This window comes from Gaoshiqia sediminis, assembly GCF_025907915.1.
Classification (GTDB): Bacteria; Bacteroidota; Bacteroidia; order Bacteroidales; family Prolixibacteraceae; genus Gaoshiqia; species Gaoshiqia sediminis.
The window spans coordinates 1-25746 of the sequence record NZ_JAPAAF010000046.1 but is presented as its reverse complement, the minus strand read 5'-3'; the positions used below and the strand labels follow the sequence as shown (position 1 = coordinate 25746).

At 48.1% G+C, this 25746-nt stretch carries 18 protein-coding genes; 10 read left to right on the top strand and 8 right to left on the bottom strand.

What is annotated here, in order from left to right; genetic code table 11:
* Nucleotides 1–359 precede the first annotated feature (359 nt).
* The 7 genes from N2K84_RS18310 (at nt 360) to N2K84_RS18280 (ending at nt 12804) form a co-directional block, all read left to right on the top strand.
* Entirely contained in the window at nt 360–2480 is a 2121-nt protein-coding gene (locus N2K84_RS18310; RefSeq protein ID WP_282593285.1) for an amino acid permease, read from the top strand.
* A gap of 138 nt (nt 2481–2618) precedes the next feature.
* Nucleotides 2619–4784 carry a cation:proton antiporter gene (locus tag N2K84_RS18305; RefSeq protein WP_282593284.1) on the top strand — a complete coding sequence of 722 codons (2166 nt, stop codon included), beginning with the start codon at nt 2619–2621 and terminating at the stop codon, nt 4782–4784.
* A 33-nt stretch (nt 4785–4817) separates the two neighbouring features.
* Nucleotides 4818–6089 carry a glucuronyl esterase domain-containing protein gene (locus N2K84_RS18300; protein ID WP_282593283.1) on the top strand — a complete coding sequence of 424 codons (1272 nt, stop codon included), beginning with the start codon at nt 4818–4820 and terminating at the stop codon, nt 6087–6089.
* 193 nt (nt 6090–6282) lie between these two features.
* Complete coding sequence (locus tag N2K84_RS18295; protein ID WP_282593282.1) at nt 6283–7749, top strand: rhamnulokinase; 1467 nt, start codon at nt 6283–6285, stop codon at nt 7747–7749.
* Nucleotides 7750–7808: 59 nt separating this feature from the next.
* Entirely contained in the window at nt 7809–9065 is a 1257-nt protein-coding gene (locus tag N2K84_RS18290; protein WP_282593281.1) for a competence/damage-inducible protein A, read from the top strand.
* Nucleotides 9062–11539 carry an AsmA family protein gene (locus N2K84_RS18285; protein WP_282593280.1) on the top strand — a complete coding sequence of 826 codons (2478 nt, stop codon included), beginning with the start codon at nt 9062–9064 and terminating at the stop codon, nt 11537–11539. The genes N2K84_RS18290 and N2K84_RS18285 overlap by 4 nt, the downstream gene beginning before the upstream one ends.
* Nucleotides 11540–11871: 332 nt before the next feature.
* Nucleotides 11872–12804: a magnesium transporter CorA family protein gene (locus N2K84_RS18280; protein ID WP_282593279.1), complete on the top strand. Its 933-nt coding sequence runs from the start codon at nt 11872–11874 to the stop codon at nt 12802–12804.
* 90 nt (nt 12805–12894) lie between these two features.
* Here the strand turns inward: N2K84_RS18280 and N2K84_RS18275 are convergent, their stop codons facing one another.
* Nucleotides 12895–14532, bottom strand: a complete 1638-nt coding sequence (locus tag N2K84_RS18275) for an ArnT family glycosyltransferase (RefSeq protein WP_282593278.1) — start codon at nt 14530–14532, stop codon at nt 12895–12897.
* A 261-nt stretch (nt 14533–14793) separates the two neighbouring features.
* On the opposite strand from N2K84_RS18275, the gene N2K84_RS18270 reads away from it, so the two are divergent.
* Complete coding sequence (locus tag N2K84_RS18270) at nt 14794–15459, top strand: hypothetical protein (protein ID WP_282593277.1); 666 nt, start codon at nt 14794–14796, stop codon at nt 15457–15459.
* A gap of 63 nt (nt 15460–15522) precedes the next feature.
* Here N2K84_RS18270 and N2K84_RS18265 read toward each other — a convergent pair whose 3' ends face one another.
* The 4 genes from N2K84_RS18265 to N2K84_RS18250 form a co-directional block, all read right to left on the bottom strand.
* Nucleotides 15523–16701: a TolC family protein gene (locus N2K84_RS18265; protein ID WP_282593276.1), complete on the bottom strand. Its 1179-nt coding sequence runs from the start codon at nt 16699–16701 to the stop codon at nt 15523–15525.
* Nucleotides 16685–19798: an efflux RND transporter permease subunit gene (locus tag N2K84_RS18260; RefSeq protein ID WP_282593275.1), complete on the bottom strand. Its 3114-nt coding sequence runs from the start codon at nt 19796–19798 to the stop codon at nt 16685–16687. The genes N2K84_RS18265 and N2K84_RS18260 overlap by 17 nt, the downstream gene beginning before the upstream one ends.
* A 12-nt stretch (nt 19799–19810) precedes the next feature.
* Nucleotides 19811–21340 (bottom strand): efflux RND transporter periplasmic adaptor subunit, encoded by a 1530-nt coding sequence (locus N2K84_RS18255; RefSeq protein WP_282593274.1) that lies wholly within the window; start codon nt 21338–21340, stop codon nt 19811–19813.
* A 79-nt stretch (nt 21341–21419) separates the two neighbouring features.
* A complete protein-coding gene (locus tag N2K84_RS18250) occupies nt 21420–21827 on the bottom strand; it encodes a DUF6769 family protein (RefSeq protein WP_282593273.1) in 408 nt (135 codons plus the stop codon).
* Between the two features lie 73 nt (nt 21828–21900).
* On the opposite strand from N2K84_RS18250, the gene N2K84_RS18245 reads away from it, so the two are divergent.
* Nucleotides 21901–22563 carry a hypothetical protein gene (locus N2K84_RS18245; protein WP_282593272.1) on the top strand — a complete coding sequence of 221 codons (663 nt, stop codon included), beginning with the start codon at nt 21901–21903 and terminating at the stop codon, nt 22561–22563.
* A gap of 32 nt (nt 22564–22595) precedes the next feature.
* Here the strand turns inward: N2K84_RS18245 and N2K84_RS18240 are convergent, their stop codons facing one another.
* The gene (locus tag N2K84_RS18240; protein WP_282593271.1) at nt 22596–23507 is read right to left on the bottom strand and encodes an alpha/beta hydrolase; all 912 of its coding nucleotides are present in this window, start codon (nt 23505–23507) and stop codon (nt 22596–22598) included.
* Between the two features lie 150 nt (nt 23508–23657).
* Between N2K84_RS18240 and N2K84_RS18235 the strand changes: the two genes are divergently transcribed.
* On the top strand, nt 23658–24296 hold the full coding sequence (locus N2K84_RS18235) for a LysE family translocator (protein ID WP_282593270.1): 639 nt from the start codon (nt 23658–23660) through the stop codon (nt 24294–24296).
* On the opposite strand, the gene N2K84_RS18230 is transcribed toward N2K84_RS18235, so the two are convergent.
* Both N2K84_RS18230 and N2K84_RS18225 read right to left on the bottom strand, forming a co-directional pair.
* Entirely contained in the window at nt 24286–24696 is a 411-nt protein-coding gene (locus tag N2K84_RS18230; RefSeq protein WP_282593269.1) for an acyl-CoA thioesterase, read from the bottom strand. The two genes, N2K84_RS18235 and N2K84_RS18230, sit on opposite strands and share 11 nt — an antisense overlap.
* 6 nt (nt 24697–24702) lie before the next feature.
* A complete protein-coding gene (locus N2K84_RS18225; RefSeq protein WP_282593268.1) occupies nt 24703–25506 on the bottom strand; it encodes an SDR family oxidoreductase in 804 nt (267 codons plus the stop codon).
* Nucleotides 25507–25746 lie beyond the last annotated feature (240 nt).

Genomic DNA, 25746 nt, shown 5'->3' with positions numbered 1-25746 from the left:
TAAAAGTAAAAATTGAAAAATGTGATGCCCTTCGCTGATTTTTGACTTGAAAACCCAAAATAAAAAAAGAGGCTGAACTCTTTTGAGACAGCCTCGTACCTGGCTTTCCCGTTTTAGGGCGTTTCGGATTTTATCCGGCGTGTAAGGCCACGGTATGGCGTGGCCGGACGGGTGGTGACGACCTTAAAAGAGCAGTTTAACATCTTCTAATAGAAAGAATGGCATTTAATTCCTAAAAGCGATTTCCCTGAGGAGTTCTTGTTCATCCTTTCATTCATAAAGAAAAATTGTATATTTAAAAGCAAATCGGATTATCATCAAGGGCATACCAGCATTATTTACCTGAACAAAAACTATTTATGTCTGCAAAAAAGAACCGGCTAAAAAAAGAACTTGGACTGTTTGATGTATTTTCCATCAGTACCGGAGCCATGTTCAGTTCCGGGTTCTTCCTGTTGCCGGGCTTGGCCAGCCAATTTACCGGTCCTTCCGTCTTTTTGGCCTACCTGGTTGCCGGCATCCTGATTGTTCCAGCCATGTTCAGCATCGCCGAAATAGCAACAGCCCTGCCGCGTTCCGGTGGCGCCTATTTCTTCCTGGACCGGAGCATGGGCCCTCTTTGGGGGACTATTGGCGGCTTAGGAACGTATCTGGCGCTGATTTTTAAAACTGCTTTTGCCCTCATCGGTATCGGGGCTTATGCCGCCATCTTCTGGGAAGTGCCGGTAAAAACCATAGCCATTGCTGCTACCTTTTTCTTCATGGCGCTGAATTTGGTGGGGGCGAAAAAGACATCATCGCTTCAAAACTTTTTTGTCATTTTTCTGGTGATTGTATTGGGTACATTTATCGTTGATGGACTTTACCGGGTATTTTTCTCCCCGGCAGTTGATGCCCCTCTTTCCAATATTCATTTCCAACCATTTCTCACCAACGGTTTCGAAGGACTGATTACCACAGCCGGGTTTGTATTTGTTTCGTACCTGGGACTGACACAAGTGGCCAGTGTGGCCGAAGAAATTAAAAACCCGGAACGAAATATTCCGCTGGGAATGCTGCTATCGCTGGTTGTCACAGGAATGATCTATTTCCTGGGCGTGTTTGTCATGGTATCGCTGATTGAACCGGCCGAACTGGCAAAAGACCTGGCTCCGGCAGCGACCGCGGTCAAACAACTGTTCCGGTGGTTGCCCGGCAATCTGGGGGTTTACCTGATGGTAGGGGCCGCCATGGCTGCTTTCGCCTCAACCGGAAATGCAGGCCTGCTTTCCTCCTCGCGCTACCCCTTTGCCATGGGACGGGACAAGCTCTTCCCCGTAAGTTTCTCGAAGGTTGGAAAAAACGGCACCCCGGTTACGGCCATTTTATTAACCACTGCCCTGATTATCTTTTTCATACTGACCCTTTCTGAAACAGGTATAGCCAAGCTGGCCAGCACGTTTCAGCTTTTCATTTTCATGCTGATCAATTTCTCGGTGATCGTTTTTCGAAAAAGCAACATTCAATCCTACGACCCGGGCTTTAAGTCGCCCTTTTACCCGGGAATGCAAATCGCCGGTATTGTGATCTCAATCATTCTGATCACTTACATGGGCTGGGCGGCCATTTTATTCAGCACCAGCGTTATCCTTATCGCGATTTTGTGGTACCGTTATTATGCACGCGAAAAAGTTAGGCGCGAAGGCGCCATCTACCATTGGTTTGCCTTGCTTGGGAAATACAGACACTCGGAGCTGGAAAACGAATTTATGACCATCCTGAAAGAAAAAGGGCTGCGCCAAGGCGATCCGTTTGATGAAACCATCATCAACGCCCGTATTACCCGAATGGAAAAAGACATCGCCTTTACCAATCTGGTAGAAGAAATCTCGGGTGTTTATTCTACCGAGATGCACGTTGGCAAGGATGCAATCATTAAAGACTTCTTATCCGTTTCGTCCATCGAACCGGCACTGACAATCCCCGAGGTATCGATTTTACATGCTCGCCACGACGGGGTTGACCATCCTTCGATGCACATTGTTTTATCCGGGCGGGGTATCCGGAAATTTATTGAAAAAAGTGGTATCCACTCGTATGATGATATCCGCGTCTTTTTCTTTCTGATGAACCCGCTGGAGGAATCGCGCATGCAACTGCGCATGTTGTCGCGCTTAATTGATATCACCGAACGCGAAAATTTCTTGGAAGACATTCTGACGAAATCCACCGAACGCGAAATTAAAGAATACCTGCTCCACAACGAACGGTTTATCACCGTGAGCCTGCTTCCCGGAACAGTGCAAGCTGAAATGATCGGCAAACAACTCAAAGAGATAAAATTACCACAAGATGTGTTGGTGGCCCTCATCGAACGGGATGACGAAACTTACGCACCAAAAGGGAACACGGTTTTACAGGCCAATGACGTCCTGACCATCATTGGAGAACCCCCGTCCATCACCTACCTGTTCAACAGGTACATGAAAACAAACAGCTAACCGGCTGAAGAAGCTTGCTTTTCTGATCGCACACACTACCGAAAGTTTACATGCCTGATGGTAAACGCGAAGTTTATATTATTTTTGGCTGACCGGGAAATCAACGATCCGGCAGAAACTGATTAATCCAGAAAAGCTATGGAGGGAACCTTGCTGAATATTTTCGGGCTGCAACTGCCCCTTGAAAATCCGGTGCTGATTTTCACGCTGATCTTGTTCATCATTCTGTTTTCGCCTATTGTGCTGAATAAGCTAAGAATCCCGCATCTGATCGGATTGATCATCGCCGGAATTGTTATTGGCCCTTTCGGACTTAATTTAATGGCTCGCGACAGCAGTATCATCCTTTTTGGAACCGTGGGACTGCTGTACATCATGTTTGTGGCCGGACTGGAAATTGACTTGGCAGACTTCAGAAAATATCTCAAAAACAGCATCATTTTTGGCGCCTACACATTTCTAATCCCAATGATATTGGGAACCTTTTCGGGTTTCTACCTGCTGGATTTCGGCATGAACACATCCATCCTGCTGGCCAGTATGTTTGCATCAAACACCTTGATCACTTATCCGATAGTCAGCAAGTTGGGGGTTGCCAAAAACCGGGCAGTGAACATCAGCATTGGCGGCACCCTGATTACCACCGTGCTGGCCCTGCTGGTGCTGGCGGTTATCGTAAAAATGGCAACCGGTGAAATTACCCACCATTTTTACTGGCGACTGAGTGGTTCCATCCTCCTGTTTGTGCTCTTCATCCTGTTTGGGTTCCCCCTTATCGGGCGGTGGTTCTTCAAACGTGTTGACGACAATATCTCTCAATATATTTTTGTATTGGGAATGGTTTTTCTAGGTTCATTTTTAGCACAGGTTAGTGGCATTGAATCGATTGTGGGCGCTTTCATGGCTGGACTTGCGCTCAACCGGCTCATCCCGAAAACCTCCCCGCTGATGAACCGCATCGACTTTGTCGGCAACGCCCTGTTCATCCCTTTTTTCCTGATTGGCGTGGGTATGCTAATTAATTTCCGGGCATTTATAAACGATTGGGAAACGATAAAAGTGGCTATCGTGATGAGCGTTGTTGCAACACTTGCCAAATTTTTGGCCGCCTGGATCACTCAAAAATCATTTGGCTATTCAGCCGACGAGCGCCGGTTAATATTTGGATTGAGCAATGCCCAGGCCGCTTCAACATTAGCTGCCGTTTTGGTAGGTTACAACATCATTCTGGGTCAGGATGCAAACGGCGAGCCCATCCGTCTTTTAAACGAAGCCGTGCTAAATGGTACCATTCTGATGATCCTGGTTACCTGTACCATTGCCTCGTTCGTCACCCAAAAAGGAGCGCAAAACATAGCCCTATCCGAATCTTCATCAGAAGAAGAACAACCGGAGAATGACGGCGAACGGATCCTCATCCCGTTTAGTAATGCAGCCAATGTAAACGAACTGGTGAACCTGAGCACTACTGTCAAATCGAAAAATAAAAAAGGCAAACTGGTAGGCCTGAATATTATTACCACTGGCCAATTCAACGAAAAAATTGAAAAAGAAGCCCATAAAATAATCGAATCTGCGGTGAAAGCGGCAGCAGCTACTGACAATCTGCTCCATCCGCTGGTCCGGTACGACCTGAACGTGGTAAACGGGATAGCAAACGCGGTGAAAGAACACAAAATCACGGACCTGATTATCGGTCTGCATGAAAAAAAGGGGATATCAGACTCCTTCCTGGGGAACCTGACCACAGGCATCCTTACCAAATGCAACACCACCACGCTCATTTACAAACCGTTTCAACCCTTGGCCACCATCAAACGGCACATTATTGTAGTCCCCGAAAATGCAGAAAAAGAATTTGGATTTTTCTTTTGGTTGCTGCGGGTGTGGAACATCGGAACTAACACGGGCACCAAACTGGTGTTTTTCGCTTCGGAAGAAACCACGGCCTTCCTGAAACAAATGCAGGAACAGCACCCGGTGGATGCTGAGTTCAACATCTTCTCCGACTGGGACGATTTCCTGATTCTCAGCCGTCATGTGCGCAAAGACGACAACCTCATGATCGTGATGAGCCGCCGAACTCATCCTTCGTTTAAAGAGTTTATGCTGAAGGTACCTTCGTACCTGAACAAGTATTTCGGAGAAAACAATTACATCCTGGTGTACCCGATGCAGCTGGGCGTGGCTGATCATTATGCAGCAAACTTAAGCAATCCTTCTTTTATGGAGCCGCTACTGGAACACGTAGAAAGATTGACTGAATTTAAAAAATTGATTTCGGGCTTCCTGAAAAAACGATAACAACCAACCAGTCCATCATAAATACCAATAAACATGAAGAAGCTGCTGACCTTTCTCCTCATCCTGATCGTAACCGGTTCTCTTGCACAACGTCAGGCCACTATTTATGACGAAGAAAATGTGCCTGAATATCAGCTCCCTCCACTGCTGAAAAGTCAAAACGGACGCAACATCAAAAAAGTAAAGCAATGGGAGAAAATTCGCAGGCCTGAGTTGCTACGCCTCTTCAGCCAAGAGGTGTACGGGAAAATACCGGGAGAAATACCAGCCCCGGAAATCATCATCCATGAAACCAACGGAAGCGCTTTTTACGGGAAGGCTGTCCGGAAACAGGTAGAGCTGGTCTTTTCCATGAATGATCGCGAGCTGCCGGTAAACATATTAATGTACCTGCCTGCAGCCACGCCAAAAGCTCCGGTTTTTCTGGGCTACAACTTTTTAGGCAACCACTCCGTTGCCGATGATCCGAATATCCGCCTCACCGAATCGTGGGTGTACGACCACCCCTCGCTGGGCATTGTCCACAACCAGGTTACCGAACAATCGCGCGGGGTAAGCGCCGAAAACTGGCCAATTGAGATGATCCTCGATGCCGGCTTCGGTCTGGTGACCGTTTACTACGGCGATGTGGACCCGGATCGTGATAATTTTTCGGACGGCATTCACCCCTTTCACTATAAAGCCGGACAGGAAAAACCGCGCCCCGACGAGTGGGGCTCCATGGCAGCCTGGGCCTGGGGACTTTCGCGGGTGATGGATTACCTGGAAGCCGATGAGCTGGTGAATGCACAAGAAGTCATACTACTGGGCCATTCGCGCCTCGGGAAAGCGGCCCTTTGGGCGGCTGCCTCCGACCCGCGTTTTGCCATGTGCATTTCCAACAATTCGGGTTGCATGGGTGCAGCCCTCTCGCGCCGCCGGTTTGGCGAAACAGTGGCTGTTGTCAACTCAAACTTCCCGCACTGGTTTTGCGGCAACTTCAAAAAATACAGCGGCTACGAAGATGAGCTCCCGGTTGACCAGCACATGCTGCTGGCGCTGATTGCCCCCCGCCCGCTATACGTGGCCAGCGCCACCGAAGATCAGTGGGCCGACCCGCTTGGCGAGTTCCTTTCCGCAAAACAGGCTTCGGAAGTATACCAATTGTTTGGCGTGGAAGGTTTAACAACCGACAGTTTTCCCGCACCCGATCAACCGGTTTTTGGCCGGGTGAGCTACCACATCCGCACCGGGAAACACGACATCACCCCGTTTGATTGGGAACAATACCTGAAATTTGCCCAACAACAGCTGGAGCCAGAATAATCAATCCAAAAAAAGAATCAGCACACTACAGCATAGTTGGTAAAATTGATTTATTTTGTTGTCAACTAATGTCAAGGCAAAAGTAAAAAGGCAGAAGGCAAAAGTCGTGAAAAACGGTAAATCCGGCTTTGGCATTCCAACAGGTACTTTTAAAATTGACAACCAATAAACCCTCAATAAAAAACAAATTGTCATGACAACTCACCACTTTCTGGCTTTCGACCTGGGCGCTTCCAGCGGACGGGCTATCCTTGGCACACTAGAAAACCAAAAACTCAGCCTCACCGAAGTCCACCGTTTCACCAACCAGATGCAACGTGTACACGGGCATGATTTCTGGAACATTTTCAGTTTGTTTGAAGAGTTGAAAACCGGCCTGAAAAAATGTATTTCCGACTTTAAAATTCAGCCCGAATCGATAGCTGTCGATACGTGGGGAGTTGATTTTGTCCATCTCGACAACAACGGGCAGATCCTTTCGCTGCCTTTCGCCTACCGCGATTCGCGTACCAACACGGCCATGGAAGATTTGTTCCGGCTCCTTCCCAAAGAAGAAGTTTACCGGCAAACCGGCATCCAGTTTATGCAGTTCAACAGCTTGTTCCAACTCTTTTCGATGGTACGCGACAAAAGTCCGTTACTAAAAATTACCGACCGCATCCTGTTTATGCCCAATGCGCTGAACTACCTGTTTTCGGGCGAGGCGAAAACCGAATTTTCCATTGCCAGCACCAGTCAGATGATTGTTCCCGGCGCCTGCAAATGGCAAACTCCGCTGCTGGAAAAGGCGGGTATCCCCACCTCCATCCTGGGCGACATCATTCTGCCCGGGCAACAAATTGGCTCCCTCACCGAAGAGGTGGCCCGCGAAACCGGCTCAACCCAAATCCCTGTGATTGCCGTGGCCGGGCACGACACGGCTTCGGCCATTGCCTCGGTGCCTGCCGAAAACGACAACTTCGCCTACATCAGCTCCGGTACCTGGTCTATCTTTGGTATCGAAACGCCGCAGCCCATTATTTCGAAACAAACCGCTGCGATGAACTTCACCAACGAAGGCGGTGTGGAAGGCACCACCCGCTTCCTGAAAAACATCATGGGCATGTGGCTCATCCAGGAATGCCGCCGGACCTGGGCAAAAGAAACCGACTATTCATGGATGGAGATGGTTGAGTTGGCCCGAAATTCCGAACCATTCAAATACCTGATTGACCCGGACGATTCGAACTTTTTGAACCCCGGCGACATGCCCGCCGCCATCACTGCCTTTTGCGAAGAAACCGGACAAGGGCGGCCCGCCACTCACGCCGAAATTATCCGTTGCATTTACGATAGCCTGGCGCTGAAATACCGGTTCACGCTCGACCAAATCCGTTCGGTGAGCGACCGGCCCATCGACAAAATACACATCATTGGCGGTGGAGCCAACAACCATTTTCTGAACCAGCTAACGGCCAATGTTACCGGACTTCCCGTGGTGGCAGGTCCAACCGAGGCCACGGCCACGGGCAACATCCTGATGCAGGCAAAGGCGCTTGGATACCTGAGAACACTTGCCGACATACGCGAGGTCGTGCGCGAATCGTTCGAGGTGACTGTTTTTTCACCTGAAACCGGCGGAGAGTGGGACAAGGCCTACCAAACTTTTTGTAACTTGTAACGTTTTTGAAGGATTTTGCGGCACTGCTGCACCCCTTTTCAGTTTTAAGCCAGAAACAGATGAAAGCAGAAATTATCACCATAGGCGATGAAATCCTGATCGGGCAGGTGGTGGACACCAACTCGGCCTGGATGGGCGAACAACTCAATTTGTACGGCATTGAGGTGTATCAGATTACCTCGGTGCACGACAACCACGACCACATCCTGCAAGCGTTTGCCGATGCAGAAAAGCGGGTTGACCTGGTGCTGATTACCGGAGGGTTGGGCCCCACCAAAGACGATATCACCAAAAAAGCCCTGTGCGATTTTTTTGATTGTGGCATGGTGGTGAACGAACAGGTATTGCAACATGTTACCGACATGCTTTCGCGGCGGAATGTGGCCATCAACCAGCTAAACAAGGACCAGGCGCTGGTGCCCGAAAAATGCACGGTGCTGCACAACGCGTACGGCACTGCCCCCGGCATGTGGTTTGAACGGGGCGGGACCATTTTCGTCTCGATGCCGGGAGTACCTTTCGAAATGAAAGGACTGATGAACGACCAGGTGTTGCCCCGCCTGCGCGATACCGGGAAAGCCAAATCGATTTACCACCAAACCGTTTTGGTGTACGGCATCCCTGAGTCGATGCTGGCCGAAAAAATTGAAGCCTGGGAACTAGCCTTGCCACCGTTCATCAAACTGGCCTACCTGCCCAACCAACTCATGATCCGGCTCCGGCTGAGCGCTTACGGCAGCGATCCTGAATTGCTTCGGAAGGAGGTTAACCGGCAGATTGAAACTTTAAGAACCATCATCCCCAACCACATTTTCGGGTACAACGGTGATACCATGGCCGGCGTCACCGGAAAATTGCTGGTACAAGCCGGGGCCATGGTGGCAGTTGCCGAAAGCTGCACGGGTGGCGCCATCTCGCAACTATTCACCGAAAACCCCGGAAGTTCGGTCTATTTTAAAGGGGCGGTGGTGGCCTATTCCAACGAAACAAAAACAGCCCTGCTGGGGGTAAATACCAAAACCCTGCAGGCACACGGGGCCGTTAGCCGCGAAGTGGCCCTGGAAATGGCCGAAGGCGTAAAAAAAGCATTGAATACCGAATATGCCATTGCCACCACCGGCATTGCCGGCCCGGATGGCGGAACGGAGGAAAAACCGGTTGGCACCGTCTGTATTGCCGTTTCAGGGCAACATCAGGTATGGGTAGAACGTTATACCTTTGCTCACAACCGCGAACGGAACATCCTGCGCTCGTCGCAAACAGCTATTAACATGCTGCGCCAACTTATTTTAACAGAAAACACAGAAACGATATGAAGAAAGCATTACTCATCCTTGTCGGAATTGTTGCCGTTCTCATGGCGACGGCCATCATCATCCCCATCGCCTTTAAAGGGCCGCTGATGGAAAAAGTAAAGAAGACCATCAACCAAAACCTGAATGCCACCGTTGAATTTGACAACCTCAGCCTGAGCTTGTTTAAAAGTTTTCCGAAAGTGCAGGCCGAAATTACCGGGCTGACAGTTACAGGAAAGGACTGCTTTGCCAACGACACGCTCGTATCAATTGGCTCCTTGGCCACCAACCTGTCGCTCAGCGACCTGTTTAAAAGCGATGACCTGAAAATTTCGTCGTTGCAGGTTTCCGGCTCCCGTATTTTTTTGCTGTCAACCACCGATGGCCAGGTAAACTGGGATATTGCCCTGCCGGACGATGCCGCACAATCCCCGGAAGAAGAAACCGGTGATGCGCTGACCATTTCGTTGCAAGAGATCATCATCCGCGACATGAGCCTCACCTACAAAGATGACGAAACCACAACACTGCTTAAACTGCTGAATACAAATATTGATGCTACCGGACAGGTGGAAGGCACGGTCACCAAATTCAACCTTGATGGCGAAGTGGGCGAATTCATCCTCGAATACGATTCAGTGCAATACATCGCGAATACCGTACTGAAAGCCAAAAGCGAGCTGACTGCCGACTACGACAAAATGAGTTTCGTTTTTGGCGAATCGACCCTGTTCCTGAACGCCCTCCCGCTGGATGTGAGCGGCCGCTTCGAAATGCCATCTGACAGCATGTATTTCGACATACTGTTTAAACAACCCCAAAGCAATTTTGAAACTTTGCTGGCGATGGTTCCCGAAGATTATCAGAACTATTTGAAAGACGTAAAAACAACAGGTGAAGCCGGTTTCGAAGGGCAAATAAAAGGTTGGTATTACGAAGAAGATTACCCGGGAATACAAACGCGCATGTTTATCAAAAATGCCACGCTGCAATATGCAGGGTCGCCCGAAAAGGTAGAACAAATCTCGCTGGAAACCAGCATCAGCAAACCGCAAGGCGGCTTCGACCTGCTGGTGGTGGACGTGTCGAATGCCCACGCGCAAATCCGCGAGAACCCGGTGGATATGAGCCTGCACCTCACCCACCCCATGACTGATCCGTATTTTGATGCTACGTTCAGCGGGAAAATCGACTTTACCCGTTTGGCCGATGTCATCCCGATGGACAGCATGGAACTTAGAGGATTGTTGGATGGGAAACTGGCTATCAAAGGAAAAATGTCGGCCATCGAAAAGCAGGATTTCACGAACATCTCGTCGAACGGGGCCTTCAATTTCCGCAACTTTTACATCCTGACACCTCAAATAACCCGCCCGGTTGAAATAAGTTCCGGGAACGTGGCGATCAGCAATACGGAAATTAACTTGTCGCAACTGGCTGCAAAAACCGGCCAAAGCGATTTTCAGCTAAACGGAAAATTATCGAATTACCTGCCTTACTTTTTTCTGAACAAAACCCTGAAAGGTGAATTCAACCTGAAATCGAACTACGTGAACTTTGACGAACTGGCCTCCCTGATGGCGGAAACAGACAGCGCAACCACCACATCGTCCGATAGCTTGATCGCTTTTCAGGTCCCGGGCAACCTCGATCTGGTGTTCCGTTCGCAAATCAACCGTGCCAGCTTCGACCGCATGGACATTCGCAACATCGACGGACTAATCCTGGTGAAAGACCAGGCGCTGCAACTGAAAAAACTAAACATGGACATGCTGCAAGGACAACTCACTGTTGACGGAGCATACAAAAACAACAAAACCAATAAACCGGAATTCGACTTCAACCTGGCCATCAATTCCTTCCAGATTCCGGCTGCCTACCAGTCGTTCAGCATGATGCAGCGCTATATGCCCATTGCCGCCCATAGCCAGGGCAACATTTCGTCGCAGCTGAAATTTAAAGGGCAGATGGACGAAAAGCTCAACATCATCGCCTCGTCGCTCAGCGGCAACGGCTTTCTGAACACGCAAAACCTTCAAATTCTGGATTCACCAACCTTTGACCAAATCCGCAACTTCATCAAAAAAGAAAAACTGAAGAATGTGAAAATTGATGATTTCACTTCAAATTTCCGGCTTGAAAACGGTAACCTGCTGGTGGACCCCTTCAATACAAAAATTGCCGACCAGGAAGTTACCGTGCAAGGCAAGGTGCTGGTTGACCGCACCCTGGACCTGAATATGGATTTCAAGGTAAACAAGGACGACTTGAATGCCGATATCAACAAAACACTGGGCTTTTTACCGGGCTCCGAAAACATCCAGCTACTCGATATTTCGGTAGTGGTGAGCGGCGAACTGACCCAACCCAAAGTTTCGTTGGATTTGAGCAAGGCACGAAAACAAATTGAAGAAGAAGTAAAAAAATCGACCAAAGAACAGCTGGACAAATCCGTCAAAAAGATTGGCAACGAATTGAAAAAACTGTTCAATTAAAGAAAGGCAAAAGTCAAAAGGCAAAAAAAACTTGAATATAGCCAGCAGTATTTGCCTCGGAACAAATTCTGACTAACGGTGAAAAATAGGGGATTTGCATCTCCGATTTTTCACCGTTGTAATTTTCCACCAAACTTCACTGACCAATCGACTTTGAAAAAACATTCCCGGCAGGCCCTTCTTTCTAAAAAGAAATGGCTACTTTTGCAGCGCTAATTGCAAAAATTAACAAATGGACGAAGGCCCTTATCATAAGAAAACGAAATTAGTAACCTCGCTGTAGGCGGCCTTATCATGTGCCTCCTGCAGACCAAAACAAAGGAGGCAAATACATGCTCAAGATTTTTAAAAGCTTTGGCGGATATGTTGAAATTCCGGAAGCAGAAAACGGCTGTTGGATTAATGTGGTTCAACCGTCTCCGGAAGAAATTGAACGCTTGCAGTCGGAATTTCAGGTACCCGCGGATCTGATTCAGGATATTTTAGACGTGGACGAACGCCCGCGCTACGAAGTGGACGATGACTGGTCGCTGATCATCATGCGCATCCCGGTTGAAAGCCCCAGTAACGGCGTTCCGTATTACACACTGCCGCTCGGCATCATACAAATCAACCAGGTAACCATTACACTGTGCTCTACCCTCAACGAAGTACTGCCGTTTGAACAGCCAGCCCTGTACCGCGGTCAAAACCAGCTCATTCACGATGAACTGAATTTTATCATCAAGCTGTTTTTGCGCTCGGGAAGCACGTATTTGCGATACCTGAAACAAATCAATCAGCAGACCGCCCAAATTGAAGATGAGCTGGAGAAATCGATCCGCAATAAAGAGCTGAACAAGCTGTTGAAGATGGAAAAATGCCTGGTGTATTTCATCACTTCATTGAAAGCCAACGAAATTGTACTGGCCAAATTGCGCAACTCCATGAAAAGGACCCTAACCGAGGTAAATGAAGATTTACTGGAGGATGCGATCATCGAAAACAAACAGGCACTGGAAATGTCGCAAATCTACTCCGACATCCAAAGCGGGATGATGGATGCCTTCGCCTCGGTAATTTCAAATAACCTGAACGTTGTCATGAAACAACTTGCCTCCATCTCCATCATTTTAATGATCCCGACCTTGATTGCCAGCTTATACGGGATGAACGTGCCCAACTATTTCGAAGATAAAACCTGGGCCTTCCCGGTGGTCATTGTCATTTCGGCCATCATGTCGCTAACCGGCATCATTATTTTCCGAAAGAAGGATTTATTCTAAGCATACAGATCACAAAAGACAGCAGGCCGGAAATTATTTATTGCCAGCCTGCTGTTTTTGTTAGAATAACTACTCCTGTTGCTCCGCCTCTTACTCGTTCTTGATTTTCAACAAATACCGCGTTTGAAGTTTTGAAGCCCTGGTTTTCGGGTTCAAAAACTTGAGAACGATCCGGGACAGGCTCCGGTGTTGCATCACCAACACCGTATCAACCGGCACATGCATTTCGGCCAGCTCATTTACCCCTTGCGGTCCGGTGTACAACCAATCGTTGGCCGGTGGTTTTATTCGTTGATAATCTTCCTTGGTAACAATATAACGACCGTAATTCTCGGAGTATAGGAAGATATCCCAATACCGTCCTTCTTCGGTATAAATATGCAGTTTGCTGTTTTCACCGGCTTCGTCGTTAAACACCCGGCAGGCTTCGAAGGAAGAATGGTACCGGGCCATATTGGGCAGGATATTGATATTAAGCGTGAAAAGCAAGGCTGAAATGGACACGAACAAATAGGCCAGCTGCTTTTCCAGGTTGTTCTTCCAGGTTAAAAGCCAGGCAAAAGCGGCCATCAGCACCGCGATCATCAACCATACCCAAACCCGTTTTTCGGGGAAAAAATACAGCAGAAAAGGAAAAACCAATAAAATCAGCAAAACGGCTATCACCAAATGGATCTTCCCAACTATTTTTTTCAATGCACGATGGACAGGCTCTTCGAAAATACGGTAAGCCCATCGTGCCGCTATAATCAGGATGAGTGGCAACACCGCGAGTTCATAGTGCGGATTTTGTTGTTTGGCAGCCGAAGCCACCAGCAAATATACCAGGATACCACCCAGCGTAAAATATTCATCGCCTTCAGATTGCTTCAGCCGGTTTTTTACTTTTTCCCGAATTTGCATGAAAATCCCGATAAAGCCAAGGATAGCCCAAGGGGCAATCATATACAAGCTGGTGTGAATATAAAAAAACGGATCGTTGCTGCTACCGTGGTAGCTTCCGGTAATCCGCCCCATGTTATTGGTCCAGAAATAAAACTTGATCCCCTCAACCCCGAATTGATTGAACAAACCCCAAAGTGCAGGCAAAATGAGGACACCCACTACAGGAATGGCCACCAGCCAACGGTAGTTAAAAATCCCTTTCAGGTTGCGGGTAAGCAAGAGGTGCAGCCCCACGGCCGATGCGGGAATGACCAGTCCGACCGGCCCTTTTGCCAACATGGCCACTCCAACAAAAACAGCCCCTAAATAGAAATGATATTCCTTCCCCAGTTTTATCCAGGAGGCAAATTGCCAGATTGACAGAATAACCGGAATCACCAGCAACGTATCCGTATGAATATCGTTGTGGAAATGAACATAGCCTAAACTGGTGGCCCAGAAGAACGCCGCCAACCGCCCGGTACGCTTGTCGTAAAGCAACTCGCCCAACTTACAGGTGGCATATACCCCAATTAACGAAATCAGCAGGACAACAATTTTATAAGCGACGCCCGACACGCCAAAAAGTTGAAAAACAGAGGCAGCAATCCAAAACAACAACGGAGGCTTTTGATCATACGCGTCGCCCCCGATCGTCAGATGGATCCAATCCTGATTATCCAGAATTTCACGCCCAACCTGGGCATATTTGGCCGCGTTGACAACCATTGGGACAAATAGCCCGGGAATATTTACCAACAGATAAAGTACGATGACCGGCACCAACCACACTATTTTTTTCATTCTTTCCTTCGAGTTTCTAAATGGATGACAAATGTAAGATTATGCTGAGATACAGAAACATTTCAAATTAAAAAAAGATTACAAGACGAATGTAAATTGCTACAACGAAAAGGATTCATCCTCCAATCTCTTTCAAAACAGGCACAGATAGATTATGCCGGATATGTTTTTTAATATTATTTTTACACGCTTAATATTTATGCAATATTTTTGGAGCCTCGTTGAAAACGACAACAGAATTAGAAACAGAAACAACACATCATGAATTCAAGAAAATTAATTACAGCTACAGAAATTATTTTGTGCACCGCCCTATTCATTTTTACCGGCTATGGCATGTATTTGGGGAGCCAGGGCCAGGAAGCCTTTGATACGCTGGTTCAGGAAGATGGACTGGTTGAAAACCTGACAGCCCTCTTTCTTTTCGCAGCCAGTGGGGTCAGTCTTTACCGGCTGTTCGAGTATCGGAAAATGAAAAAGCCGTTATGGATTTTCACTGCTGCCTTTATGGCATTCCTGTTCTTCTTTGCAGCCGGCGAAGAAATCAGCTGGGGACAACGTATTTTCGACATCCAAAGCGGCGAATTCTTCCTGGAAAACAACAAACAAGCCGAAACCAACCTGCATAACCTGGTTGTTGGCGGAAAAAACCTGAACAAGTTGATCTTTTCCCAGCTCATGTTTATCGTAATGATAACGTATTTTGTGTTTTCGCGCCCGATAGTTTGGAAAGTACCATCCTTAAAAAACCTGGTCAATAAATTCCGGATTCCGCTTCCTAAAACACAGCATATCATTGTGATGCTGGTGGTTACCCTAATGATTTTATCAATCGGGAAGGTCAAAGAAAGCGAACTGCACGAGTTGTCGTTTGCCTTTGTCTTTTTCCTGATCTTTTTAAACCCGGCGAAGCTCGATAAAGAATAAGCTCAGCATCATTCAATAAAAAAGTCCCCGGAGAAAATTTTGCGATTTTCTCCGGGGACTTTTTTATCGTGTCAGAATTAGCAATTCGACATAGGTTGCCTGCAATTGCATTTCGGCCTCCATCAACTGATCGACCGACTCGTAATTAAATTGCAGCTCCAACAAATAGTCGATCAATGAAATTTGCCCGGCTTGCAGCGCTTCATCCAGTAACTCTTTTTGCTGAATGTGCGCCAGTTCATCCCGGTATGAGGCCACCAGCTGTTGAGCATCCCCGGCACGACGAAAAACCTGCAGGAGATGATTACGCCATTGCAACCGGAAATCGCTTTCCTGCAACACCACAGCTTGCTGACGGGCACGGGCCGCTCTCACCGTATTCTTCTTCTCCCACAATGGAACGGATACCCCCACAGTGATCCCCTGAAATTTTTCGGCACCCACGCTTTCAGTCATGTAGCCGCCATTCAGCCGGGGCATGCTTTTGGCCCGGTTCAGCTTTTCCGAATGCTTACCGGCCTGTAATTCCTGGTGCAACCATTGCATCTGCGGATCAACGGCCATTACCTGCTCCAGCCACACCTCCGGATCCGCCGGTAACCGAACGGGCAAGTAGCCAGGTTCGTCAATCGTCAACGTTTCTCCTCCGTTCAAAGCTGCTAACTGCATGGCCGTTTGTTGCTTGTTCAGTTCCAGTTGCTGCAAATGCTTTTCAGTTTGCAACAGATATAAAGCCGCCTTGTTCCGGTCGATGCGATTGGCCTCGCCTGTTGCAAGCATTTCGTCGTATGCCCGGGCCAGCTCTTGCGCATCGTGTTGACGTTTTATAATCACTTCCGTTCGCTGGTTCAAATAAACCCATTCAACCCACAAAGCGGCAGCCTGTTGCAAAACCGCCCTCCGGTGTTGCTGAAACTCCAGGTTTGCCTGGCGGTCGCGGATGGTTGCCAGCTTTTGCTGATGCACATAAACCGTCGGAAATTCAATTTCCTGCGTGACCGAAAAATCCTTTCGGTTGCCAATCCCCGTAGGGCTGCCCCACAAGTAAGCGCCCTCAACCGAAGGATCGGCCGGACTGAGCCCGGTGCGGTTTTCCAGCTCCTGAGCTTCCGCAACCAATTGATATGCTTTCAATTGAGTATTATTCCGGATGATCTCCTGCAAGAAACTATCGAAACCGGATTGCGAGAAAACAGACACTCCGGAAAATAGCAACACTGCTATACTAATTAACTTCCTCATTATTTTTCGTTTTGAGTAAACCAAAACGGTGCAACAATTGGTAAACAACCGGCACCAGATAAATATTTAACAACGTGGAGGACAACAAGCCACCCAAAATCACCTTGGCCATCGGGCTTTGGATTTCGTTGCCCGGCGCATCGCCCCGCATGGCCAGTGGAATTAATGCCAGGGCTGCGGTCAACGCTGTCATCAGGATCGGAGCAAGCCGGTCAATGGAGCCACGAATCAGGGTTTCATCCAGCGACATGCCCTGTTCCTCCAACTGTTGAAAACGCGAAACCAGCAGAATACCGTTGCGGGTGGCCACGCCAAACAAGGTGATAAAGCCAATGATGGCCGGGATGCTGACCATCCCCGCGGTAATCCGAAGGGCAAACACCCCGCCAATGAGCGCCATCGGTAAGTTCAGTAGAATAATGCCCGCCAGCTTTGCATTTTTAAATTCGTGGAAAAGCAACAGAAAGATGATTGCAACCGCCAGCAACGAGGCCAGTAACAAGGTTTGCGATGCGCGGGCCTCACTTTCGAACTGGCCGCCGTATTCCAGGCGGTAACCTTCGGGCAATCGAATCTGATCGGCTATAATGCTTCTGATATCGTTCACCGTACTGTGCAGGTCGCGGCCGGCCACATTCGCCGAAATGACAATTTTACGCTGTACATTTTCCCGGCTGATTGAACTTGGGCCGGATCTGGATTCAATGGTCGCCACTTCTTCCAGCGGCACTTTTCCTCCAAGCCGGGTATCGATCAGGGCACTTTTCAGGCCTTCCATCGTTTCGGTGTAATCTTTATTCAGCCGAAGGATCAGTTCGAAACTCCGTTGCCCTTCGTAAATATCGGCCATCTTTTCACCAGCAAAAGCAACTTCTATAAAGTGGGTAAACTCGTCGATGGTAATGCCGTAACGGGCCAGCATTTCGCGCTTGGGCTTGATCTGTATCTGCGGAATTTCCACCTGTTGCTCCACGCTCACATCCACCAACCCGTCAATATCTGAAATAGCCGACTGAATTTGAGTGCCCAACCGGAACAGCTGATCCAGTTCGGTGCCGAACAGCTTGATCGCAATGTTGGCGCGGGTACCTGAAAGCATATGATCGATACGATGGCCGAGGGGTTGCCCAACCGTTGAAGCAATACCCGGAATAGCATGCAAGCGACTGCGCACTTCAGCCAAAAACGCCTCGCGGGGCCGGTCCTTCAATTCAAAGTTCACATCCACCTCCGCGCTGTTGGTGGTCTGCGAGTGCTCGTCAAGCTCGCCGCGACCCGTGCGGCGCGCGGTACTTTCTACTTCGGGGATGGCCAGCAGTTCAGTTTCGATCAGATTACCCAGGCGGTTGCTTTCTTCCAGCGAAATGCCGGGCTGGCTGACCGCAGAAATCGTCAGCGCCCCTTCATTAAACTCGGGCAAAAAGCTGCGCCCCATGGTTGAAATCACCCAAATGGCAATCACCAATACAACGAAAGATGCACTGAGAATGGTCCTTTTCCAATGGAATGTAAAACGAAGCGACTGCTCGTAATAACGGTGCATCGTCCGGTTCAGCCAGTTTTCCCGTGTTTTTCGGGTCAGGTACTTTTCGTTGGTCAGCAATAAACGGCACAACAGCGGGGTAAGTGTCATGGCTACCACCAGCGAAACAAACAACGAAACCAGGTAAGCAATCCCCAGTGGCTTCAACATGCGGCCTTCCATACCCGACAGAAAAAAAAGCGGAATGAAGGCGACCATGATAATCAACGTGGCATTCAGAATGGAAGCACGGATTTCTTTGGAGGCATCAAATACAATTTGCCAGGCCGATTCCCGCGCCGCTTCCGGTTTTTGATGATTTTGTCGCAAGCGTTTGAACACATTTTCCACATCAATAATGGCATCATCCACCAGCGAACCGATGGCAATGGCCATTCCCCCCAAACTCATCGTATTGATGCTCAACCCGAGAAGTTTCAAGGTGAGGACCGCTCCCAGCAGCGATAACGGAATGGCCAACAGCGAAATAACGGTGGTACGGAAACTTCCCAAAAACAGGAACAAAATAATCACGACAAACAGGCCACCTTCCAACAAAGCATGTTGCACATTTCTTACAGCCGTTTCGATAAAATCGGCCTGACGGAAAATGTGGCTGTCGAGCACCACATCCGGTGGCAAAGTTTTGCGCAGTTCTTCCAGATTGGCTTCGATATTTTCAGTCATTTTTAGTGTATTGGCATTCGGCTGTTTGCTGACAGACAAAATAACTGATGGCGTAGCATTTTGAGAGGCATAGCCCATTTTTACCGCCGCGCCAATTTTTACTTCGGCCACATCCTCCACCAACACAGGCTGACTGTTCGCTAGTTTGACCAATGATTTACCAAGCTCATCCAGGTTGAAGCTGCGGGCAATCCCCCGGACCACATATTCGTTGCCGTACTGACGCACGACTCCGCCATTGGCATTTTGTCCCAGTCCGGCACAAACAGTGGCGAGCTCATCCATCGAAACATCGAAGTAATCCATGCGTTTTGGATCGGCCAGTACCTGATACTGTTTGTAGTCACCGCCAATGATGGTAACCTGCGAAACCCCGCCCGTTGCGAGTAATACTGGTTTGATATTCCATTCGGCGATGGTGCGCAGGTCCATCATGCTGGTGGAATCGGATTGCAGTCCGATAAACAACACCTCGCCCATCACGCTCGATTGCGGCGCCAGCGTTGGCTGACCAATACCCAGCGGCATTTGGCCGGCCAGGGGGACCAACTTCTCGCTTACAATCTGCCGGGCCTTAAAAATATCGGTGCCCCAATCAAATTCGACCCACACAAACGAAAAGCCCTGCGACGATGCCGACCGCACCCGGCGAACGTCGGTTGCCCCGTTTACAGCCGTTTCGATCGGGAAAGTAACCAGTCGTTCCACCTCCTCGGCCGCCATGCCATGAGCATCGGTCATTACAACCACGGTTGGCGCGGTGAGGTCGGGAAAGACATCCACGTCCATATCCTTTGCTGTGTATAAACCCGCAAGCATCAGCATGACAGCCCCGAGCAAAACCAGCAATTTATTATTGAGTGAAAATTTTATGATCCGGTCAAGCATAATTCCTCCTTTCTAATGTACATGACCGGCATGTGGATCAAGACTATTTGAAACCGCAGCCAACTTTACCAGAACGGCCCCTTTAGTGACAATTCGTTCATTTGGGGAAAGGCCGTTTTGGATGAGGGTTTCTACGCCATCGGTATCGCCAACTGTCACCTGACGCTTTTCAAAATGTTCCGGGTCGAGCTGGACAAACACAAAGAAGTTGCCTTCCTGCTCAATCAATGCAGTATTGGGAACCACCAAGGCTGCAGATTCAGAAACCATTTTCAGGTTGACTTCAACCAGACTGCCCGGCAAGAAATCGCCGTTATTGTCGGTCTCGAAATATACAGGCAGCAAGAAATTACCCGTACTGATTTGGGTGCCAACTGAAAGAAGTTTGCCATTCAGCTCATCCAGCGAATTCCAGTTTTGCCGCCCCGCCGCACGTAAAAGTACCGAGCTGATTTGCTGCAAATCGGCAGCATATTTCTGCTGCACTTCGGCTTTCAACCGGATTCGTCCCTGTTGCGACAGGCTGGCTACAGGCTGACCGGCCGAAACAAATTCACCGTTAGCCACCATTACCCGGACGATATTAGAGGCAACCGGCACACGAACGGTTTGTCCTTCAGCGTTAAAATTCTTCTGCAGGTTTTGGAAAACTACCTTGGCTTTCTCATAGCTGTTTTTAGCAGTCAGCAAATCCTTTTGCGAAACAATCTGCTTTTCGGCCAGTTTGGCCATCCGCTCATAATCAGCTTTTTCTTTTTCGTAATTCGCCAATGCCGAGGCATAAACCACCGACGCATTATCATCGCCCATACCTGAGCCGGAAACGCGGAACAATGGCTGACCGGCCCTGACTGGCATTCCTTCAACCAGATTAGGCACCGCATAACTGACGACACCGCTGGTTTTGGCCGTCAACACGTGACTTTGGGCCGGAACTGGTTGTACCAGCGCCGTGGTCTTTAGCACCGGGCCAAAAGGTTTCATGCCCGGCAAGGCTGTAGCAAAATCCACTTTCCACGATTGCTCCTTGGTAAAAGCGATCGCTCCCGCGAGATCAACTTCCTGCTCTTCGAAATGATGAAAAGCTTCATGTCCGTCATCAAAAACCACCACTGCAGTTTCCGATTGACTTTGCTTACCGCCTTTTTCAATTTTAACTGAAAAGAACCCGGCACCCGATGCTTCCGGCTTTAGGTTGAACCGATAAATCCCTGGCTGTGCCGGTTCACCCACAGCTTCGGCAACGACCTCGCCACCAACCCATAAAGAGGCTTGCACGGAAGCTCCTTCGAGTGGCCTAAAATCGGGCAAACCCGAAAAATGAGCCAAAACGGAAGCTTCTTCACCAACCACGAATGGATCGGCTTCGGCAAACAACTCGTAATATTCACTGTAAACAACCAGGGTTTGCTTTACCTCTGCATTTTCATGATCGTGATTGTGCGACGCTTCTTTGTGATCTTGGGACTCATTATGTGCATGTTGATGCGAGCAAGCCCACAACGACAGGCTTGCCAACAATACGATAACTCTTGATTTCATAATTCATACTGATTGAAATAATTGACTGGAAAAATCGAAAAACGATAGTTCCTAAAATCTGATAAAAAAACAAACTGAATTATGAAGAAAAAGGTGGGGCGCGCAATCCGGAAGGATGTTCGCAAAATATCTTGGGAAGCAGAAACTCCGGTTCGGCATAGGTTTCCACAACAAAATCTGGCAGCAAAAGATCGTCAACGCAGGCTTGAAGCAGGTAACAGGAAGTTAGAAAAATCACCTTCGAGGGGACCAGCTCAACCTGAAAGGAACAATGTCCGGCGGGTTCCGGATTATGCGAACAATGGCATTGGGGCAGGCCTTCCGGCACAAAAACCTGGTCAGCAACGACAGGATCGTGCTGATGTTCGAGCTGACAACTTTCGGAGAGCAAGTCGGCATGGTGATGGTGCGGAATCACATTATGCGCCAAGATGATCAGATAAACCGACATCAGGATAAAGGACACGATATTCCGACTTTTTCGCATACGCCAAAGATAGTTTTTTCTGTATAATAATATTTAATAACTTCGTGGGGAAACGGCTTTACCCTATATTCCTATGCATAGAACAACAAAAATCTCCCTGACCGGTTTATTCCTTTTTATGGTAATCAGTGTTTTTGGACAAAGTAAAATTATCCGCAACCAAGGTTTTTATTATACGATAGAAGCCACCGGCGGAATCGGCTTAACCATGAGCACAGATTATCCGCATGTGGATATCGAATCATTTTCCCCTGCCAACATGGGTATCCGGGCATCGGCAAACTGGTTCCAAAACTATCACCTTTCGCTGGGCACCAGCGTGGGATATATGCGTTACCGAAATCCGGACTTAAACACGATACCCGGAATAATTACCGTGGATCAAAGCAAAGGCATGACTACCTTACCGGTTATGGCCAATGTGAAATGGTTTACCGGAAAGCCTGCCAAATCTTACTTTTTTTATGCCGAGGGCGGCTATGCCATCCGCCTGGAAAAAGACCGCGAAAATAAAGGGTTTGTTTACGAGGCAGGGATCGGCTACCGGCACCAGTTACAGGCAAGAAAGAATTTTATTCTTTTTAAACTGGGCTACAACGGATTTAAAACCAACGAGTGGATTTGGGAACTAACCCCCCGCGGCCGGGAAGAACATATTAACGAATACCAGTGGTATCACCTGGACCGCCCAACCATCAACCTGACGATCGGTTTTTACCATTCAACCCGGTATTAAAAAGAAATGGGGCCCGTATAGCCCCTTTCGTATTATTCCGTAAATGTCATAGCTTTCATCCATTGCACAAATAAACCAGGCCATTGTTCTGCCGGCTTGTTTATTTTTTTCATGCCGAAACCATGACCGCCGTGGCTGAATATGTGCAACTCTGCCGGAACACCGAATTGTTTCATGGCCAAATAAAAACGTATCGAATTTTCGGGCACTACTCCCCTGTCGTCGTCGGCCAGAACAAAGAAGGTGGGTGGAGTTTGCTCATTCACATGCAGCTCGTTGGAATACTTGGATGCCAATTTCCAGTCGTTGGTTTCGCCAATCAGGTTGATCCGCGATCCCATGTGACCGATCTTCTCATCGAAACTGATAACCGGATACAGCAGAAGCATAAAATCGGGGCGGCTGCTCAATCGCGCCAACGGGTCGTTCGACTGCAGATCTCCCAAATCATAGTGCGTTCCGGCAGTAGAGGCCAAATGGCCGCCAGCTGAAGAACCGGCAATTCCCACTTTTTGTGGATCAATCCCCCACTCGTCCGATTTTGACCTCACAAAACGTATGGCCTGCAAAGCATCAGTCAACGGAATTTCAGGGTTTCCGTAAGGAAGACGGTACTTCAGGACGATCCCCGCAATTCCGTTTTCTTTCAGAAACTCCGCTATCTGAAACCCTTCGTGCTCGATTGCTTCCACGCGATAACCGCCACCAGGGCAAATAACCACTGCTGCACCAGTATTTTTCTCCATTTCAGGCAAATACACAAACAACTCGGCTTCCGAAATATTATCGTAACGTCCGGTACCATTGTCCACATAAAACCGTTCCTCGCCTGGAGAGGTATTCTGATTAGGAGCCCCTTCGGGCCAAAGTTGCAAGCGGTAGTCCTGTGCCATTCCCTGAAACAATAAAAGCGTTAAAACGAAAAGAAGATTGATTTTTTTCATCGCCAGAATGATTTATTTTAGGTTAAACAAGCCTTCAATTAGCTCTTGTAAAAATACAAATATATCATCAGAGGCTACTGTTTTAGCTAAAAATGAACAAACCGGTGTTATGCAAAGCCTTCAAAACCGGAAAACTGCTATTTTTGCCCTATGTTTTTATCACTTTTCATTAAGGGAATTCTTATTGGGTTGGCAGTCTCGGTTCCATTGGGACCAATTGGCCTGCTAATTATCCAGCGGACCGTCAACAAAGACAGGACGGCGGGCATTCTGTCAGGGATGGGAGCATCCCTTTCGGATACAATTTATGCCATTGTTGCCGGTTACAGTCTCACCTATATTATTGATTTCATTCAGGCTTACCAAATCACATTCCAGATTATAGGAGCACTGATCGTCCTCCTGCTGGGTATTCATATTTTCGTGAAGAATCCGGTTAAGGATTTGAAGCGGTACCGCAAACGAGGAAGTAACTATTTTCAGGACCTGGCATCCACTTTTCTGATTACCTTTCCAAACCCGATGGTCGTTTTTATTTTTCTGGCCGTTTTCGCCAGTTCGGGCATTGCCTTCCAACTTGACCAGCCCTATCAGGCTATTGTCATTGTTTCGGGTGTCTTTGTCGGCGCCAATAGCTGGTGGCTTTTATTAACCGGAATGGTTAGCTTTTTCAGGCACAAATTTAACCTGCGGGTTTTGTGGTGGTTCAATAAGATTGCCGGGGCACTTATTATGGTGTTGGTTGTGGTAACCCTTGTTCTCTCGTTGGTTGAAAACTTCAGGATTTAAAATATTTTCGAATGGCATCCAGAAAATATTCGGGAGCACGACATGGTTTATTCGTTTTTTCATCAAAAAAAGCCAACACCACTTCCCCTTCATTGATCAATTCCCCGGCCGGGTTGTATATTTCCGTTTTGATGGGAAATTTCACTTTCGGAATCTGATCCACAATTGTCCGGATCGTAAGCAAATCGTCATAATAAGCCGACTTCAGGTAATTCACTTTCAAACTGCGGGCTGGTAGCAGAATACCTGATTCTTCCATATTTTTATAAGAAAGACCAAGCTCACGAATCATTTCGGTACGGCCAATCTCGTAGTAACGCGGATAAACGCCGTAATACACCACCCCCATCTTATCCGTATCTTCGTAATATACCCGGATCTTCGTTTCGCAAACCAACATCTTTTCTTATTTAAAGGGTGAATCCGGCTCTTTGGCCATATGGTTATACGTCAGTTTATCCAACAACTTCGGGAGAAATTTGCCCAGAAAAACGGTAAGCTTACCTTCCACAAAAGTCAGGATCAGCTCTCTTTTTCGTTTCGCCACCGCGCAAACAATATGACGAGCACACTCTTCGGCGCTCATCATTTTTTCCTCTTTACGCGGGGTTTCCCCTTGTGCCTGTCCATCGGCAGTAAGTGCTACTTTACGCACCTCGGAAGCCGTAAAGCCCGGGGCAGCCACCAACACGTGGAGTCCTTTTCTCATGTTTTCGATACGCAGAGTATCCAGAAACCCGCGAATGGCAAATTTGGAAGCCGCATAACCGGTACGCCCCGGAAGGCCAACGTAACCCGCAATCGATATCACGCCTACCACCGAACCTTTTGTTTTTAACAGATGTGGCAGTGCATATTTGGTGCAATAGACTGTTCCCCAAAAGTTAACATCCATCAACTGACGAATCACATCCAGCTCAACCTCCTCAAAAATGGCCCGCATGGATATTCCTGCGTTGTTAACCAGTACATCAATCCGCCCGAAGCGTTCCAACGCAGCATCAATCAGGCTCCGGCAATCCGCCTCCACGCTTACGTCGCTTTGTTGAATCAACACTTCAGCCGGCGCTAGTGATTCTCTAAGGTTTTGTAACAAATCTAATCGGCGGGCACCCAAAACAAGCTTCGCCCCACGCGCTGCAAACTCAAAAGCCAGCGCCCGTCCGATGCCGGAAGAAGCACCGGTTATTATGACAATTTTATCCTTCATATTTCTAAGTCAACGAAAAACAAAAGTAGCCTTTTTTTGTTTTGGTGGCGAATCAAGCATCTAACAACTCACTGTTGATAACTACAGTTCGCTTTTTTTCATTTTTTGCAACCTAAAGCTTGCAATTAAACGTAGAGTTCTTACCTTTGCAGCGCCTTTAAACAAAAAGGCTACACATAACGAGGATGACTCAGTAGCTCAGCTGGTAGAGCACATCCCTTTTAAGGATGGGGTCCTGGG

Bases quoted from the DNA above. Each gene is read 5' to 3' on its own strand.
- N2K84_RS18310 (WP_282593285.1), top strand. From the start codon at position 360: ATGTCTGCAAAAAAGAACCGGCTAAAAAAAGAACTTGGACTGTTTGAT.
- N2K84_RS18305 (WP_282593284.1), top strand. From the start codon at position 2,619: ATGGAGGGAACCTTGCTGAATATTTTCGGGCTGCAACTGCCCCTTGAA.
- N2K84_RS18300 (WP_282593283.1), top strand. From the start codon at position 4,818: ATGAAGAAGCTGCTGACCTTTCTCCTCATCCTGATCGTAACCGGTTCT.
- N2K84_RS18295 (WP_282593282.1), top strand. From the start codon at position 6,283: ATGACAACTCACCACTTTCTGGCTTTCGACCTGGGCGCTTCCAGCGGA.
- N2K84_RS18290 (WP_282593281.1), top strand. From the start codon at position 7,809: ATGAAAGCAGAAATTATCACCATAGGCGATGAAATCCTGATCGGGCAG.
- N2K84_RS18285 (WP_282593280.1), top strand. From the start codon at position 9,062: ATGAAGAAAGCATTACTCATCCTTGTCGGAATTGTTGCCGTTCTCATG.
- N2K84_RS18280 (WP_282593279.1), top strand. From the start codon at position 11,872: ATGCTCAAGATTTTTAAAAGCTTTGGCGGATATGTTGAAATTCCGGAA.
- N2K84_RS18275 (WP_282593278.1), bottom strand. From the start codon at position 14,532: ATGAAAAAAATAGTGTGGTTGGTGCCGGTCATCGTACTTTATCTGTTG.
- N2K84_RS18270 (WP_282593277.1), top strand. From the start codon at position 14,794: ATGAATTCAAGAAAATTAATTACAGCTACAGAAATTATTTTGTGCACC.
- N2K84_RS18265 (WP_282593276.1), bottom strand. From the start codon at position 16,701: ATGAGGAAGTTAATTAGTATAGCAGTGTTGCTATTTTCCGGAGTGTCT.
- N2K84_RS18260 (WP_282593275.1), bottom strand. From the start codon at position 19,798: ATGCTTGACCGGATCATAAAATTTTCACTCAATAATAAATTGCTGGTT.
- N2K84_RS18255 (WP_282593274.1), bottom strand. From the start codon at position 21,340: ATGAAATCAAGAGTTATCGTATTGTTGGCAAGCCTGTCGTTGTGGGCT.
- N2K84_RS18250 (WP_282593273.1), bottom strand. From the start codon at position 21,827: ATGCGAAAAAGTCGGAATATCGTGTCCTTTATCCTGATGTCGGTTTAT.
- N2K84_RS18245 (WP_282593272.1), top strand. From the start codon at position 21,901: ATGCATAGAACAACAAAAATCTCCCTGACCGGTTTATTCCTTTTTATG.
- N2K84_RS18240 (WP_282593271.1), bottom strand. From the start codon at position 23,507: ATGAAAAAAATCAATCTTCTTTTCGTTTTAACGCTTTTATTGTTTCAG.
- N2K84_RS18235 (WP_282593270.1), top strand. From the start codon at position 23,658: ATGTTTTTATCACTTTTCATTAAGGGAATTCTTATTGGGTTGGCAGTC.
- N2K84_RS18230 (WP_282593269.1), bottom strand. From the start codon at position 24,696: ATGTTGGTTTGCGAAACGAAGATCCGGGTATATTACGAAGATACGGAT.
- N2K84_RS18225 (WP_282593268.1), bottom strand. From the start codon at position 25,506: ATGAAGGATAAAATTGTCATAATAACCGGTGCTTCTTCCGGCATCGGA.